The organism is Caballeronia arationis (assembly GCF_001544975.2).
Taxonomy (GTDB): Bacteria; Pseudomonadota; Gammaproteobacteria; order Burkholderiales; family Burkholderiaceae; genus Caballeronia; species Caballeronia arationis.
The window spans coordinates 1-14,922 of the sequence record NZ_FCOG02000048.1 but is presented as its reverse complement, the minus strand read 5'-3'; the positions used below and the strand labels follow the sequence as shown (position 1 = coordinate 14,922).

At 62.7% G+C, this 14,922-nt stretch carries 13 protein-coding genes; 10 read left to right on the top strand and 3 right to left on the bottom strand.

From position 1 onward, the window contains the following. Nucleotides 1-30: 30 nt before the first annotated feature. On the bottom strand, nucleotides 31-180 hold the full coding sequence (locus tag AWB81_RS45825) for a hypothetical protein (protein ID WP_159938932.1): 150 nt from the start codon (nucleotides 178-180) through the stop codon (nucleotides 31-33). A 1,436-nt stretch (nucleotides 181-1,616) separates the two neighbouring features. Here AWB81_RS45825 and argP point away from each other — a divergent pair. Then, complete coding sequence (argP, locus tag AWB81_RS24585) at nucleotides 1,617-2,573, top strand: HTH-type transcriptional regulator ArgP (RefSeq protein WP_235025900.1); 957 nt, start codon at nucleotides 1,617-1,619, stop codon at nucleotides 2,571-2,573. 172 nt (nucleotides 2,574-2,745) lie between these two features. Here the strand turns inward: argP and AWB81_RS24580 are convergent, their stop codons facing one another. Both AWB81_RS24580 and AWB81_RS24575 read right to left on the bottom strand, forming a co-directional pair. Then, a complete protein-coding gene (locus AWB81_RS24580; protein WP_235025899.1) occupies nucleotides 2,746-4,032 on the bottom strand; it encodes an MFS transporter in 1,287 nt (428 codons plus the stop codon). Continuing rightward, nucleotides 4,022-5,107, bottom strand: coding sequence for an LLM class flavin-dependent oxidoreductase (locus AWB81_RS24575; RefSeq protein ID WP_062639155.1), 1,086 nt, complete (start codon nucleotides 5,105-5,107; stop codon nucleotides 4,022-4,024). Before AWB81_RS24575 ends, AWB81_RS24580 begins: the two co-directional genes overlap by 11 nt. 469 nt (nucleotides 5,108-5,576) lie before the next feature. Between AWB81_RS24575 and AWB81_RS24570 the strand changes: the two genes are divergently transcribed. From AWB81_RS24570 to ssuE, 9 genes are read left to right on the top strand one after another with little or no spacing between them, the layout of a single operon-like run. Next, entirely contained in the window at nucleotides 5,577-6,596 is a 1,020-nt protein-coding gene (locus AWB81_RS24570) for an N-acetyltransferase DgcN family protein (protein ID WP_235025898.1), read from the top strand. Between the two features lie 23 nt (nucleotides 6,597-6,619). After that, entirely contained in the window at nucleotides 6,620-8,002 is a 1,383-nt protein-coding gene (gene aroA / locus AWB81_RS24565) for a 3-phosphoshikimate 1-carboxyvinyltransferase (protein WP_062639153.1), read from the top strand. A gap of 19 nt (nucleotides 8,003-8,021) precedes the next feature. Continuing rightward, nucleotides 8,022-8,897 (top strand): phytanoyl-CoA dioxygenase family protein, encoded by an 876-nt coding sequence (locus tag AWB81_RS24560; protein ID WP_062639152.1) that lies wholly within the window; start codon nucleotides 8,022-8,024, stop codon nucleotides 8,895-8,897. A gap of 10 nt (nucleotides 8,898-8,907) precedes the next feature. Beyond that, complete coding sequence (locus AWB81_RS24555; protein WP_062639151.1) at nucleotides 8,908-10,035, top strand: pyridoxal phosphate-dependent aminotransferase; 1,128 nt, start codon at nucleotides 8,908-8,910, stop codon at nucleotides 10,033-10,035. Continuing rightward, complete coding sequence (locus tag AWB81_RS24550) at nucleotides 10,032-11,276, top strand: ATP-grasp domain-containing protein (protein WP_062639150.1); 1,245 nt, start codon at nucleotides 10,032-10,034, stop codon at nucleotides 11,274-11,276. Before AWB81_RS24555 ends, AWB81_RS24550 begins: the two co-directional genes overlap by 4 nt. Nucleotides 11,277-11,282: 6 nt before the next feature. Further along, entirely contained in the window at nucleotides 11,283-12,647 is a 1,365-nt protein-coding gene (locus AWB81_RS24545) for an ATP-grasp domain-containing protein (RefSeq protein ID WP_062639149.1), read from the top strand. Next, entirely contained in the window at nucleotides 12,644-13,399 is a 756-nt protein-coding gene (locus tag AWB81_RS24540; protein WP_062639148.1) for an iron-containing redox enzyme family protein, read from the top strand. Before AWB81_RS24545 ends, AWB81_RS24540 begins: the two co-directional genes overlap by 4 nt. Before the next feature lie 53 nt (nucleotides 13,400-13,452). Further along, nucleotides 13,453-13,734, top strand: coding sequence for a 2Fe-2S iron-sulfur cluster-binding protein (locus AWB81_RS24535; protein ID WP_062639147.1), 282 nt, complete (start codon nucleotides 13,453-13,455; stop codon nucleotides 13,732-13,734). Further along, the gene (gene ssuE, locus AWB81_RS24530; RefSeq protein ID WP_235025897.1) at nucleotides 13,728-14,357 is read left to right on the top strand and encodes an NADPH-dependent FMN reductase; all 630 of its coding nucleotides are present in this window, start codon (nucleotides 13,728-13,730) and stop codon (nucleotides 14,355-14,357) included. The genes AWB81_RS24535 and ssuE overlap by 7 nt, the downstream gene beginning before the upstream one ends. The last annotated feature ends 565 nt before the right edge of the window (nucleotides 14,358-14,922 follow it).

The window sequence follows — 14,922 nt, the reverse complement described above, 5'->3', positions numbered from 1 at the left end:
CAAAATGCTCGGTCTACCGCGCCCAGCGATTTAAGCTGGCGCAACAGTTTTTCGCTCTTTGTGCAGACGCACCACTTCGCGCATGCGCTGCATCAAGCGCTGTTCGGCAAGCGGCTGGAGGTCGGCAAATTGTGAAAGATTCAATGTGTTGGCGTCATTGAGCGTGATCGGCTTGACCACTCGCGTTGAGTATCGATCCAGAGTCACGGGGAAGACGAGTCACACAGCTTCAGTCCCTGCTCTTTCATCCGAGCGACGCTCGCGGCGAAAACTGGCTGGTGCATGACCATCCCTTGAAGGCGCGCGGATGACGCCAGAAATCCAACATCCCGCATGTTGATGTTTGCGATGCAGCAACACCTCCGTACCCGTCGAAAGCGCGTCGGCGATCAAAGCGATCCCGCCATGCAATGGCAAGCATCAGATCCTCGCAAGAGTTAAGACGCCCCGCCATCTCGGACGCGCCCATCCCGCAAGCCATCACGCGCCGCGCACAAGCCTTTTCAGAGGTCACGGGACTGCCCCTGCGCTGCCGTGTAAGTGGGACCGCGCAGGACGGTCAACGCCTTGCCGCGACTGGCATCCTTCCTGCATGTATATGTACGACGGATGCAATCCTGGCGCAGCACCTTATGCGCGCATCACCCTTTCGCGCGTCCCATTCGAAGACCCACGACACCTGGATTGCACCCGTGGCATCGGCTTTTAGTTTTCAGAACGGCGGTGTCAGATCAGCGCTTGAGTTTGATGTTCATATATTCGGTCACCGATATGCCATACGAGATGCACGAATTCCAAGAGATGCCGTGGGGATCTGCTCTTCCCCGGGCGAAGGCGGCCGCGGCCGTTGTGGCACAGTTCAAACATGCGCTTTACTTCATGCACTCCCGCCACATGTCCGGAGTCTACCGCCTGCTGCTACCCAGCCACGATCCCGGCACAGGCTGGGTCCTGTACCCGGAAGTTCAGCAACACACCTCCTTTGCGGGCATGAATCTGTGGCGGCATCAGGAGTCGCCCCTCGAATCCCTTTTGAAGGTAGGCACCCGCAACGTGAGACTGTCGGCACTCATCGACGCTTCCGCGACCAATACGATGTGGCGCTCGTTATGGCGGGTGAACACTATTCGGCGACGGTACAGTCGGTCTTCCATGAATGTTCAGGTGTGCGAGCGTCGTTCGAGTACCCTCAGCTGCCGCTACTACGACACCTTCTCAGACCGCGCCTGGCACTCCGCGATATACCCGGAAAGTGAGGGGTTGATCAAAGGCTACCAATCGCGCGATGCTGCTGTATCGGGGAGACGGGTAGCGTCTGGCGAAAGTGGCAGAACAATTAGCATGCGATTCAAGAAAGCGCAGATGAACACAAGCAGAGGGTCGTCACAGCGTGTCTTCGATTTGTGGCCTGCATCGGCTCCGGCAATGCTGGTTCACGGCCCTCGGCCGGGTCGCACGGATCCCATCCGGGACTATCAGAAAGCGCCGAAGCATCCGGGCCTGCAGAACAATGCAATGCTCGCCTTGCGACTCGGCCGGTCGGCGCTCCCCATTCTGCTTGATGCGCGCCCCGGCAAGGCCCCCGCGTACGGGCACGTCCCTAGAGGAGATCATCGATGATGCTCGATCGACACCAATTGGAAGCCTTTGCAACCGTCGTCGAAACACTGAGCTTCGAACGTGCGGCCGAAAAACTTAACGTCACGCGCGGCGCGATCTCGCAGCGCATCAAGGCACTCGAAGAGGCGCTCTCTGCAGTCGTGCTGGTACGCGACAAACCCCTGGCGCTCACGTCGGTGGGGGAGGTGCTGTTCAAGCATGTGGCGGCGGTGCGGCTCCTCGAAGCGGACACCTTCGGGCAGATCCGTCCGCACGGTGTCAGCGGCCGCGGCGCCATGCCGCTCGCCATTGGCGTCGACGCGCATTCGATCGACACCTGGTTTTGCGCGGTCGTGCGGCGCCTGATCGAACGCAACACGGTTGAATTGGAGGTCGTCGTAGACGATGCGGACCCGGGGTTTCCGGCACTGACCCGCGGCGAGATCATTGGCTGTGTCTCTACCGTGCCGCGTCCGGCGCGCGGGTGTGTCGCGACGCCGATCGGCGATATAGCCTACCGCTGTGTGGCGAGCCCGGAGTTCATCCAGCGTCATTTCGCAAAAGGCTTCTGCCTGCATTCCGCCACCTCGGCGCCTGCGGTGCTTCTGGGGCGGCGCACCGCCTTACTGGATCGCTACCTCGATGCGGTGTTCGGCGTGTCCGTCGGGCGCTATCGAAAGAATTTTCTGCCGTCTCCAGCGTCGCAACTCGAGGCGATCATAGCCGGCGTCGGCTATGGTCTGCTTCCTGAACAGACCGTGCTGTCGCGACTCGCGAGCGGCGAACTCGTCGACGTACTGCGCCACATGTCTTTTCCGGTGACGCTGTACTGGCACCACTGGCGGGCTGCGCCACCGATTTGCGAATCGATCTCGTCAGAGATCATCGCGTGCGGGCGCGAAATCCTGCAGGTGCCGCAGACGCAACAATCAATGCCAGGGTCAGCGCAGCACTGCATTGCCTGGCCCGGTTAGAGGAAGCCTGAACGCAAAATGCGTAACCATGAGAAGGTCGAAGGTCCATCGTCGAGAGTTACGTCAAGGATTGAACGTCATGTCGCTTTACGACTTCACTCATCTGGCGAACCCATTCGCCGGCATCATGTCGATGCATCGTCTTCGCAAAGGTTCGCCATGCAAGGATGGATTAGGCTTGCCCTGGGCCTTTGCGCGTGGTGGCGATCGGGCAAGCAGCGGCGCTCTCTTGTGCCGGCTCGCCTTCGAGCTTCGCTCGGAAGTGCCGCGCCGTCGTCCATAACAGCGCCGAACCGGGTAAGGCGAGCAGTACCGCCATGAAGAGGACGATGTTCTGGACCCCGAGTACAGGTCCAAGGCTCGCCGTGACGATACCCGCGATCGGATACGACAAAGAGTTGATCAGGTAGAACGGCCCGATGACCTTGCCGAGATGCTCCGGTTCGATCGCCTTGACCCGCTGCGTGCGGTTGAAGACGTTGAACCAGGCGACGCCCGCCATCGCTGCGGGAAACGACGTCGCATAGATCCACACATTGCTCGCCGTGCCCATCCACAGCAGACCGAAGCACATCAGCGCGAAGCCGCAAGCACCGAGGCGATAGATGGACCATGATTTGAGCAAGCGCGGAATCAGGAGCAAGTTGAGGAAACCCAGTAGGCCCGCGCCCGCGTTCATCAGGCCGAAGATGCTGTCCGATGCCTGGAAGACGCCGGTTATCAGGTACGCATTCGCGCTTATCGCGATTGCGAACGCAAGGTTGATCGTGAAGTTGACGACAGCCAGCAAGACGACCGGACGATTGGCGATCAGGAGCTTCCAGCCGAGCTTCAAGTCTTGCCCGACGCGGCTCGTCACGACGACCTTGCGCACGCCTGACGGCATGTCGCGCCAGCACACCGCCGCCAGCGCGAACGCGGTCGCGGCAACAAGCAACAGCGGCAACTTGCCGAGCCAGTGCGCCAGACCTGCTGCAAGGACGGGTCCGAGCGCCCGCGCGAGCAACTCCCCGTTCTGCACCAGCGACTGCAGGCGCGATAACGTATCGCCCTCAGCAAGGGCCGGCACCGTCTTCTCGACCGACATCCGGATCGGCGCCATCAGCACGGACAGGAAGGCGCTGTTGACCATCAGCGCAACGATCGTGACGGCCGGCGCGGCCTGACAGGCGGCCGCCGCGACGAGCAGGCACAGCGCGCGAGCCGCGTTCGCATCGAGGAACAGCCTCCGTCCGCCGAGTCGGTCGGCCAGCATGCCCGCAAACGGGTACGCCATCAGCGCCGGGACCCACTCGACGGCGAACGCGATGCCCGAATAAGCGACACTGCCGGTTTCCTGGTAAATGATCAAAGGGACCGCAAACATCACCGTCTGCTCGGCTACGATGCCGAGCATCAGGCCTGCGGCGAACCAGCGGAGGCGCCTCGCCCTGCGCACGTCGATAGGATCAGATGACAAGGGCGATCTCCTCTTGCTGTCCTTCGTGGGCCTCCAGTTCGCGCACGAGCGGCAGCACGTGCTGGCAGAAGCGCCGCATCTCGCCGCGCGTGGGCCAGCCGGAGAAAATGAATTCGCTGACGCCAGCCTTCTTGTATTCAATGAGGTACTGCGCCACTTCGCGATAGCTGCCGACCACGCAGAGCGCCGGACCGCCACGGTAAGCCACCGCGCCTGACCACAGCATCGGCGAGAGCCAGTCGTTGGTCGAGCCTTCGGCAAGGCGAAACGAGGTCCTGACTGCCTCGGAGTCGCAGTTCTTCACGAAGTCGCGGACGTTCTGCCGGTGCTGCTCGTCCGGGTTGGCCATCATCGCCTCGAGCTCGGCCAGGGCCTCGGCACGTGTCTCGCGCGCCAGCACGTGCATGCGGATGCCGACGTCGCGCCCTGAACTCAATACGAAGCGGCTGGCGGCCGCGATGCCCTCGGGCGTGTCGCCGTAGCGCAGCCAGCAATCGCCCCAGTCGATTGCGCACTGCTGCGCTTGCCGCGACGCGCCGCTCAGGTACATACGCGGGCGCACTCCATCCTTGTAGGGCAGGCCGAGCTTTGCGCCCGTGAAACGATAGTGTTCGCCTTCGTGCGAGATGGGCGATTCGCCGCGCCAGAAGCGATGCATCACCGAGAGGTACTCGTCGGTTCGCCGGTAGCGATCGTCGTGCAACAGGTAGTCGCCGTAATACGCCTGTTCCTCCGGGGAAATACCAGCGACGATATTCAGGGAAATTCGCTTGTTCGACATCCACGATATCGTGTTGACCACTTGCGCAAACAGGGTCGGCGGCAGCAGGCCGGGTCGATATGCCAGGATGAACGTGACCTTCCTCGTTTCCCGCACCAGCGCACCAATCAGCGGCAGAGGGTCCGGCAGGTGGAAGCCGATACCCATCAATAGAGAGTCGATTCCCAGGTCTTCCGCCTCCTGGACGAAATCAACCATTCCGTCCATATTCAGCTCGTTCGCCAGATCCTTTTCCGACGCCTTGGTATTGCCGTCGCCCCGCGGGGCGCACCAGTGGATTCTTAAGGGCCGCATCGTTTTGCTCCGCTTGATCGTTGAGGTTGGAACGAGCTTAGGCGGAACAGGTGCAGGGCGGCAAGCGGCCAGTCGCCCATCCGACAAACTCTAACCGGCAGATACTTTGTCTGAACGAGAAATCGAGCCTGCTGTCGTTGCTCAGGAGCGCAAATCATCTTGTCGACGGGTCAAGCTTCAACGTAGATGCGCTCACGTCAGAACAATTTTTCTATCGATGCATTTTCTTACGATCCGTCAAATTCACCGGCACATACGTTCGTTCGATCGATCCTGATCTACATTGAATTCACGGTCGCTCGGTAAGCGATCGATTGAATGATGACAGGAGCGAGAGCATATGCTGTGTCTCAAAGACAAACGTGTGGTTGTATTTGCCGAGGGCTGTTTCGGCCCGGTTTCGAGCAAAGTCGCCACCTCTTACTTGCGATATCGCCACGCCGATTGCGTGGCGGTCATCGACAGCCGCATGGCAGGAAAGGATGTCGGCGACATTCTTGGCTATGGTCGCGGCATCCCCCTCGTCGACTCGCTCGAATCGGCGCTCAGCTTCGATCCGCAGATCCTGCTGATCGGCGTGGGTCTGTTCTCCAACGACTTGCCCGTCGCATGGCGCTCGCAGATCGCATTGGCGCTCAAGCGCGGCATCGACGTGGTGAGCGGCCTGCACTTTCGCATCGCAACGGACCCTGAATTCAGCGCTCTCGCCGCGGTATCCGGTAGCCGCATCTGGGACACGAAGGAGCCGCCCGAAGTGCTGGCCACCAGCGCGGCCAGCCTCGGCGACATCGACAGCTTCGTCGTGCACACGGTGGGCAGCGACTGCCGCGTCGGCAAGAAGACGAGCGCGATAGAGATCACGGAAGCCGCGAAGCGCAAGGGCTTCAATGCTGGCTTCGTGGCCACTGGCCAAAGCGGCATCTATATCAGTGGTACCGGTGTCGCGGTCGACGCCGTGCCCGCCGACTTCATCGCGGGCGTCACGGAATCGATGGTGCTCAAGTCGGCCACGGACCATGACTGGATCGTCGTCGAAGGCCAGGGTTCGATATCGCATCCCGCCTACAGCGGTGTGACCCTCGGGCTGCTGCATGGTGCGATGCCCCAGGCACTCGTGCTCTGCCACGAGGCGGACCTCGAGCACCACAAGGGCTGGCCCAACGCACCGCTGCGCCCCTTGAACGAACTCGTCGCGCTCTACGAGCAGCTGGCGTCGTACCTGCGACCTGCCAAGGTCGTCGGCGTCAGCGTGCATTGCGGGCAGCTGAGCCGCGAGCAGGCTGCCGAGGTGGTCGCACGCGTCGAAAGAGATACCGGCTTGCCGACTACTGACGTCATCCACTTCGGTGCGGACAAGCTCGTCGACGCGCTAGCGGCGCATCGCCGCCGCCTCCTGGGCGAGCGCGATGGCGTGGCGTGTCCGGCCGGCCCGGCTCGAGCCGATCACATCCTCGACGACGCCGATTTGGCGTCGCCGGGTCCGCAGTAACTATGCAGAGGGAGCAACCCCACATGAACGGTCACCCGAACCTGTTGCACGTCGAGCCGATCCGTACGTTGGCCGGCCGTGCCGTCACCCCGTCGTCCAAACCGGAAACGCAACGGGCCATCCTGGCTGCAACGCTGGCGCGCGGCCGGTCCGTGCTGCACAACGACCTGCGCTGCGTCGAAACGAGCACGATGAAAAACGCGTGCCGTGCCGTCGGTGCGGTGATTGAGGAAAAAGACGGCTATCTAGTGATCCACGGCGTAGGTCGCGACCTGCGCTCGGACCGGCGCGTGATCGACGCACTCGGCTCCGGCCTGGTGTTTCGCACTTTCGCTGCGCTGACCTCCTTCGCGCCGTCGCCGTCCGTCATCACGGGGGACGCGATCCTGCGCGGCCGGGTGATGAAGCCGCTCTTCGACGCACTCGCGCAACTCGGCGCGCGCATCGACTGCGTCAGCGAGGAAGGAAAGGCGCCGGTCGTGAACTGGGGCGGGGGCTTCAAGGGTGGACGGTGCGTCGTGCCGGGCAACGTCAGTTCGCAGTTCATCACCGCGATCATGTTCGCCGCGCCGATGGCCGAGTTGCCGACCGAGATCTCGATCGAAGGCGAAATCCTCTCGGTCTCCTATATCCGCCAGACGATCGCGGCGCTTGAGCGTGCGGGCGTGCGAGTCGACGTGGCCGACGACCACTCGCTGATACGCGTGCATCCAGGGGAGTACCGCCCGGCCGAGTACCGGGTGAGCGGCGACTACACCTCGTCTTCGTACCTGATCGGCGCCGCTGCGATCTTCCCCGGCACCACCGTGCTCGAGAACATGAACAGCCAGAGCCTCCAGGGCGAGTACGCCATCATCGACGTCGTGCGAAAGCTGGGCATCGAGGTTCACTTCGACGATGCGTACAACCGGCTCACACTCATCAACCGGTTACCGCGGCTCGCCGGCGACTTCGAGTTCGACGCGAGCGACTGCCCGAACATCGTGCCGACGCTGGCGGCCATCGGTGCCTACGTGAAAGGGAGTTTTCGCGTCGTCGGCGGATCGATCACGCGGCTGCACAAGTCACCCCGCATTAAGGCAATGGTGAGCGAGCTCGGCAAGCTTGGCGTCGACATCAGGGGCCTGTTCAAGGGCAGTGTCTACGACGGCTTCGAAATCCGCGGCAACGGCGAGGACTACGCCGGCGGCGTCGAACTATCGAGTTGGGGCGACCACCGCATCTTCATGTCGCTGTTCGTCGCATCGCTGCGCTGCCGGCACGCGAACCTGCTCGAAGGCTATCGCGATGTCAACTGTTCCTTTCCCGACTTCTTCGCCCAATTCGCCCGCCTCGGGGTGCAGTGCCACGAGGACGGCGCAAGCCGTGCGCAGGACAGCGAGCACGCCTTGCTGCAGCAAGCCTGAGCCAACCAGGAGAACCACGATGATCACCGATCAACAAGCTCGATTCTATGCCGACAACGGCTATCTGATCGTCGAAGAACTCTTCGAGCGCGAGAAGATCCACCACGCGCTCGCAGCGATCGACGAACTGCTGAACCCCAGCAACTCCGACAAGCCCTACGAGTTCGAGCCACGCGACGGCACCACGGTGCGCCGGATCTGGTCGCCGACGAAAAAGCACCAGATGTTCCGGCAGATGGCGAGCGACCCCTTGCTTCTTGACTGCATCGAGCGGCTGATCGGCGGGAACATCCTGTTTCACTACAGCAAGCTCAATATGAAGGGGCCGAGAGTGGGCAGCGTGGTGGAATGGCACCAGGACTTCTCGTACTACCCGCACACCAACGCCGACCTGCTCAGCGCCCTCGTGTTCCTCGATGACGCGAGCACCCAGAACGGGTGCCTGCGCGTGGTGCCCGGCTCGCATCGCGGCGGGCTGCGGTCTCACGACGTAGATGGCTTCTTCCGCGGCAAGGTGCAGGGTATCGACGAGGCGAGCGCGGTCAACATCGAGGTGCCGGCCGGCAGCGTGGTGTTCCTGCACTGCCTGACGCTGCATGCCTCGGCGCGCAACGAATCGAATTTGCCGCGCCGCACCTTCCTGCCGGCCTACCGCGCCGCCGATGCCTTCCCGATCTACTTCGGCCCGCACGCTGCGCACAACGAGCCGGGCATCGAACTGCTGCGCGGTCGACGCGCGAAGGTCGCGCGGGTGGAAGCCGGCGTGCACTCGCTGCCGATCGCCGAGCGCGAGTTCGGGTCGCTCTACGAATTGCAGGAGGGCTCGCATCTGCGCAAGGATCTGTCGGCGATGACGACGGCCGGATACGCGGTCGCCGACGCCGCAGCGCACTGAGGGGACGCACATGGACTGGTCGCAGCTCGTCGTGCCGTCACTGCGTTCGCTCAACCCCTATCGGCCCGGCATCACCGAAGAAAAGCTCCGGCGCGACACCGGCCTGAGCGAGATATTCAAGTTCTCCAGCAACGAGGCGCCTGTGCCGCCATCGCCCGCGGTAGCCGCTGCGATGCGAGACGCGCTCGCGCAGGCCAACCGCTATCCCGACGCGCAAGACCTGCTCGACAAGCTGGGGCAGCATCTCCGCGTACCAGCCGGTCACCTGGTACTCGGAAACGGGTCAATCGACGTGATTGCCTCGCTCGTCCGCACATTTGTCTCAAGAGAGCGAAACGTCGTGCTCTCCGAGTTCGGCTACTGCGCCTATCCCGAGTTCGTGAAGGAACAGGGTGCAACGGTGCGGCTCGCTGCATCAGGCCGTCATTTCGGGCACGACGTGGAGCGGCTTCTTACGACGATCGATTCGCGCACAAGCATGGTACTGGTCGACAGCCCGACGAATCTCTCCGGCCACGCATTGACCGCGCGGGAACTCGGATACCTCATCGACTACCTGCCGGATCATGTTCTGCTGGTGCTCGACGAGGCCTACGCCGAGTTCACCGACGCCGATGCGCCACGTGAAACCGAGCAGTTGCCGTTGCGTCATCCGAATGTCGTCGTCACGCGGACTTTCTCCAAAGCCTATGGCCTCGCCGGGCTACGCATCGGCTACGGCATAGCCGATGCGGGCCTGATCGGCTGGCTTAACCGGATCCGCCCGCCGTTCCCGGTCAGCCGCATGGCGCTGGCGGGCGCGTCGGCGGCGCTCGACGATCGCGCCCATGTAGAGCACATCGTCGCGCTGGCGCGCGATGGCCGACGCGTGTTGGTCGATGCCCTCGACGCGATGAACATCGTCGTCCTCAAAGGCAGCGCGAATTTCGTGCTGGCCAATTTCGGCCGTGCCGCACGACGCGTCTACGAAGGGCTGCTGGCGCGCGGTTTCATCACCCGCGCGATGCACGCGTACGGGCTGCCCACGCATATCCGCATCTCCGTGGGGACGCCGCGAGAGGTCGAACAACTCGTCACCGAGATGCAACACCTGCTGCGGCCCACGCCATCGGTTCACGCCACTGTGGAGGGTCTATGAACGTCGTGATCATCAACAACCTCGCGCGCTTTCCCGGAACCGCGCGATGGGACTTCGATCTCGTTCGCTACGAGGATTTCATCGATCACCGCGCGCACCGGATCAGCTACATCGCCAGTCGTCGAGGCCTCTCGGCGATCACTGCACCGGCGGACAGCTATCGCGTGTACGAATTCGACCGGCTGGACGACGCGGCCGCCTATCGGCCCGTGCTGTCCGCGATTGCGCGCGAACACGGTCCGATCGACCGGCTCATCGTGTTCTCCGAGTCCCTGCAGGATCTTGGGGCGCAGTTGCGCGTGGAGTTCGGCATTCCGGGCAAGTGGCCGGAGGAGAACCGGCTCGGGCGTGACAAGCTCGTGATGAAGCAGAAGGTTTCCGCGGCGGGCCTGCGCACGCCGCGCTACACCGCAGTCACGGCTACGCAGATCGGCCACGCGTTCGCGTTCGCCGCCCGCACGGGCTACCCGGTAATCCTCAAACCGGTCAATGGCCAGTCGAGCCAGGGAGTGTGCAAGATCGACAACGAGGCGCAGTTGGGCATCGCGATGGCGGCCCTGCCGGCGGAAGAGCGCTGGGATCTGGAAGAGTACATAGCCGGCACCTTGCTGCACGTCGACGGCCTGGTCGATCCAGCGGGCAAGGTCAGCTTGCTCGTGCCTTCGCGCTACGTCAATACGTGCCTCGATTTCACATTCGGCGCGCCGCTGGGGGCGATCATGCTGGAGCCAGGCACGCCGCTGCATACCAGGGTTAGCCGCTTTTCGAAGCAGTGCATCGAGGCAATCGGGCTGAAGGCGTGCCCGTTCCACCTCGAACTGTTCCACACGACCGATGACGACCTCGTGTTCCTCGAGGTCGGTGCCCGTGTCGGCGGGGCCGACGTGCCTTCGGTGATCCACCAGGCCACCGGCATCAACCTGTTTGGCGAGTGGCTCAACATGAGCCTGGGACAACCGGCAACGCTGAGCGCGCCGCCCCGCTCGATCGGCGCCTGGCTGATGTTCCCTCGCCCCGGCGGCCTGCCCCTGCGCGTGCGATCGGTAACGCGCTTTCACGGCCGACTACGAAGTCTTTACCGCCAGCTCGTCCCCGAGGAGGGCGAGATCATCGAACACGAAGACGGTTACTGCTCGATGCAGTCCGGCCGCTTTCTGTTCGCTTCCTCGTCGGCTGACCAGGTCGTGAAAGACGTCGAGCACGTCCTGAACGAGTTTTCCATCACTACCATCGAGCCCTGATACATCATGACGACACCCGCGCTTCTTCTGCTTGCCCACCAGGCCCGCTCTTATGCGGCCATGATCAAGGACTACACCGAGCGGCTCGGCGTCGCCGTGGTGGTTCTCAGTTCAAAACCTCGCGATGTGCGCGACCTCGAGCAGCTCGCCGCTCTGGGCGTCGCGCGTCTCTGGGATGTCGACGACGAGCACCTCGACGAGTCGCATGTGGCGCCGGTGCTGGCGCAGGCGAGCGCCGAAGGCTTCACGATCGTCGCAGCGCTTGCCACGTTCGAAGGCTACCGCGTGCTGATGGCGCTGACCAACCAGCGGATTGGCGCCATCGATGCAGACCCTCTGGCGTTGAAGAAATGCATGGACAAGTTCTTGTGCCGCCAGTGCCTGTTCGAGCGGGGTCTGAGCCGGTCCACGGCGACCGTGCTCGATGCGCAGACGCTGGGCTCCCTGCGCATGAGCGGGAGAAAGCTGTTCGTCAAACCGCGTCGCGGTGCAGGTTCCTTCGCCTGCTTCCGGCTCGATGACACGCTCACCACCGGCAGGCTGCAAGCCTTGCAGCAGCAGATGCGCGATGACCTCGCCTTCCGCGCGATCTTCGCCGGTCAGTTCGACTTTATCGCGGAAGACTATGTGCTCGGCGACGAGTACAGCCTTGAGGTGCTGGTTGTCGACGGCGAAAGCCATGTCATCGGGGTGCATGCGAAGTATCTCGATGACTCAAGCGGCACGACGCTCGAAACCAGCAACTCGCTGCCGGCGCCGCGTCTGAGCGACGAGCAGCAGCTTGCCGGCGAGCGCTTCGTCGACGGGTGTCTTTCGGCATTGCAACTGCGCGAAGGCTGTTACCACATTGAGGCGCGCCATGACGCCCGCGACGGACACTGGGACATCATCGAGATCAACGCCCGCATGGGCGGCGCGCTGATCAACCAGAGCGTCGGTGTGTTCACCGGTGGCCTGTCGATGCTGGAGTTGTGGGTCAGGACGCTGTGCAGCGTGACCGACGCCGGGCGTCTCGCGTTGCGCTCGCAACTCGGCGCGCTTCGCGAAAGCACGCGACGCCGCGACAAGAGCATGGAACATGGGACGGTGTTCTTCAGTCGCTACGGCGAGCGCAACCGCACGCTGGAAAAGTTGTCGATCGAGCAACTCGCGCCCCAGCCGGACATTGCCGAAACCCCGGTGCGCGAAGGAACCAGACTACCCGATTCGGAACGCGGCATCTTCATCCTGAACGCACTATGGAAGGTGCGAATTTCCGATATCGCCGGCCAACTGCAGGCGCTCTCGACGATGCTCGACGAGAAGCTCGTGGTGCGGTATTCCGACGCGGCCGCCGGTGCCGCCAATCTGACATCCAAGGAGAAGCCATGAATCGCGTGACCCACAGCGGCATCGAACGCCCTGTTCCTTTCTATTCCCTCGCCGATGGCGAACGCGTCCGAGCCCGGCTCGACCAATACCTCGACGTGAAGATGGCGGAATGGGCCGCCACCGTACCGTATGCGAATCACCTGGAGAGCAAGAAGCTCGACAGCAAATGGTACCGCCGTCATACGATCGAGCACGTGTGGCGCATCCGCCTGAGCCGCTCGGCGCACTGCAAGGCGTTGCACGCGATCACCAAGACCTCACCCGAAGCCGCGCAACTCTACGCGGAGTACCAGTCGGAGGAGATGAACCACGACACGCTGTTCATGCAGGACTGCAAGGTGCTCGGCGTCACGCAAGAGGAGTTGCTGGCCACCGAGCCGTTTCTCGCCACGCGGCTGCTGCAGGGCTTCTTCTACTTCGTCTGCGAACATGAGAGCCCGATCGGCGTGGTCGCATCGAGTTATCTCGTCGAGTACACCACGGCCAAGCTCACGCCCCGGCAGATCAAATCGATGAAGGAGACGCTGGGTGAGGCGAAGATCAAGGGCCAGCTCGCCCACATGAACACCGATGTTGGCGACGACCATGCGGGCGAGATGTGGCGCATCCTGCGCTACCTGATCCAGAGCGAGGATGACGTCGAGAAGGTGCTGCGCTACTTCGACGACATCCAGACCATCCTCGCGATGTACTTCCGCGAGCTCTACGAGGCGACCGTCGAGTCGCCCGTCGAAGAAAAGGCCACGGCGTAAGCCATCAACGGAAGGCGACCGCGACCCGGCGGCCGCCTTCCAGCGGAGCGAACATGCACAAAGTACTGATCAGCACCACCGGCGAGGCCTTCTCGCTGCCGCACGACGCCTATCTGTCCGATGCCGCCGAACTGCAGCTCGCCGGGCTTACCTTCGGCTGCCGGGCAGGCATGTGTGGCATTTGCGTCATCGAGGTGGTGGACGGCGCGGCCAACCTGTCACGCCCCGATGACGACGAAAGCCTGTTGCTCGCCTCGCTCGGCCACGCCGATGAGTCCAGACGCCTGGCCTGCCAATGCCAGTTGCGTGGTGACGTGACGATCCGGCAATGCTGAACAAGGAGCACACCGTGTCCTATGTGTTGACACTATCCGGCAGTCCGGCGCCCCGCTCGCGCAGCACGCATCTACTTTGCCTCGCCGAAAGCGCCTTGCGGGCGCAAGGCGCGGCGGTGCGACGCATCGATGCCCGCGAACTGCCAGCGGCGGCCCTCATGCATGCCAGCTTCGACGACCTCGCCGTGCGCCAAGCGGTCGAGCTCGTCGCACACGCGCAGGCGGTAATCATCGCGACGCCGCTCTACAAGGCGTCCTATTCCGGCCTGCTAAAGAGTTTCCTCGACCTGCTGCCGCAGAGGGCGCTGGCGCACAAGCCCGTACTGGCTTTCGCGACCGGTGGCAGCCTTGCCCACCTGTTGGCGCTCGACTACGCATTGAAGCCGGTGCTGGCCTCGCTCGGCGCGCGCCACTTGCTCGACAACGTGTTCGCGACCGAGCGCGACATGCTGTTGGTCGACGGCACCTACGCGGTAACCGATGCGATTAAACATCGGCTTGCCGACGCGATCGAGTCGCTGGTACACGCGCTCGACGATGCCGCGGCGCTGCGCAGCTTGCGCGACGGCCGTCGCATGAGCAACGAGAGACCAGCTCAAGAAGCGGATCTTTTCGTGCGTTGAGGCGACAACGGGGGAACGACCGCAGTATTCGCGTGAATTCGTTGATGCAGGAAGCTGCCGTCGGGCTCCTCCATGCCGCCATTGACAGCAATCCGCTACATCGCTGACGTAGAACCCGGCCCAATGTCGGCAATGTCCGACAACCGCGTGCTAAGTATCGGGCGGGTTTCGGAGTGAACCAGCCGATCGAATGACCGCTGGATGGCTTTCGACCCAGTTGTAATGCGGACGCTCGAACGTCTCCTCCAGTTTCCCATCGGACAGGGGAGAATCAAACGCGGTCGGTCGCTCACCCCTTATTGAATCAGCAACACGGTGACGCCGTGCTGCGCGGCAATCTATAGCATCCCAACGAGTAGATACTCCGAGCATATTTCGGGAGGTCTGTAGGGACTTCGGTTTCCAAATGTTTTTCACAAGGCGGCCTCAAAAGTGAGGTGCAACACTTATTTCGTATAAGGTGTTGCAATGCCCGACAAAACTACTTCATACCAGCACCTTCAACCTGAAGAACGCCTCGCCATCGCAAGCCTACGACTGCAGGACGTGAGCATTCGGGCCATGG

Excerpts from the sequence above, each read along its gene's own strand:
- argP (WP_235025900.1), top strand. The coding sequence starts at position 1,617 with ATGATGCTCGATCGACACCAATTGGAAGCCTTTGCAACCGTCGTCGAA.
- AWB81_RS24575 (WP_062639155.1), bottom strand. The coding sequence starts at position 5,107 with ATGCGGCCCTTAAGAATCCACTGGTGCGCCCCGCGGGGCGACGGCAAT.
- AWB81_RS24570 (WP_235025898.1), top strand. The coding sequence starts at position 5,577 with ATGGCAGGAAAGGATGTCGGCGACATTCTTGGCTATGGTCGCGGCATC.
- aroA (WP_062639153.1), top strand. The coding sequence starts at position 6,620 with ATGAACGGTCACCCGAACCTGTTGCACGTCGAGCCGATCCGTACGTTG.
- AWB81_RS24560 (WP_062639152.1), top strand. The coding sequence starts at position 8,022 with ATGATCACCGATCAACAAGCTCGATTCTATGCCGACAACGGCTATCTG.
- AWB81_RS24555 (WP_062639151.1), top strand. The coding sequence starts at position 8,908 with ATGGACTGGTCGCAGCTCGTCGTGCCGTCACTGCGTTCGCTCAACCCC.
- AWB81_RS24550 (WP_062639150.1), top strand. The coding sequence starts at position 10,032 with ATGAACGTCGTGATCATCAACAACCTCGCGCGCTTTCCCGGAACCGCG.
- AWB81_RS24545 (WP_062639149.1), top strand. The coding sequence starts at position 11,283 with ATGACGACACCCGCGCTTCTTCTGCTTGCCCACCAGGCCCGCTCTTAT.
- AWB81_RS24540 (WP_062639148.1), top strand. The coding sequence starts at position 12,644 with ATGAATCGCGTGACCCACAGCGGCATCGAACGCCCTGTTCCTTTCTAT.
- AWB81_RS24535 (WP_062639147.1), top strand. The coding sequence starts at position 13,453 with ATGCACAAAGTACTGATCAGCACCACCGGCGAGGCCTTCTCGCTGCCG.
- ssuE (WP_235025897.1), top strand. The coding sequence starts at position 13,728 with ATGCTGAACAAGGAGCACACCGTGTCCTATGTGTTGACACTATCCGGC.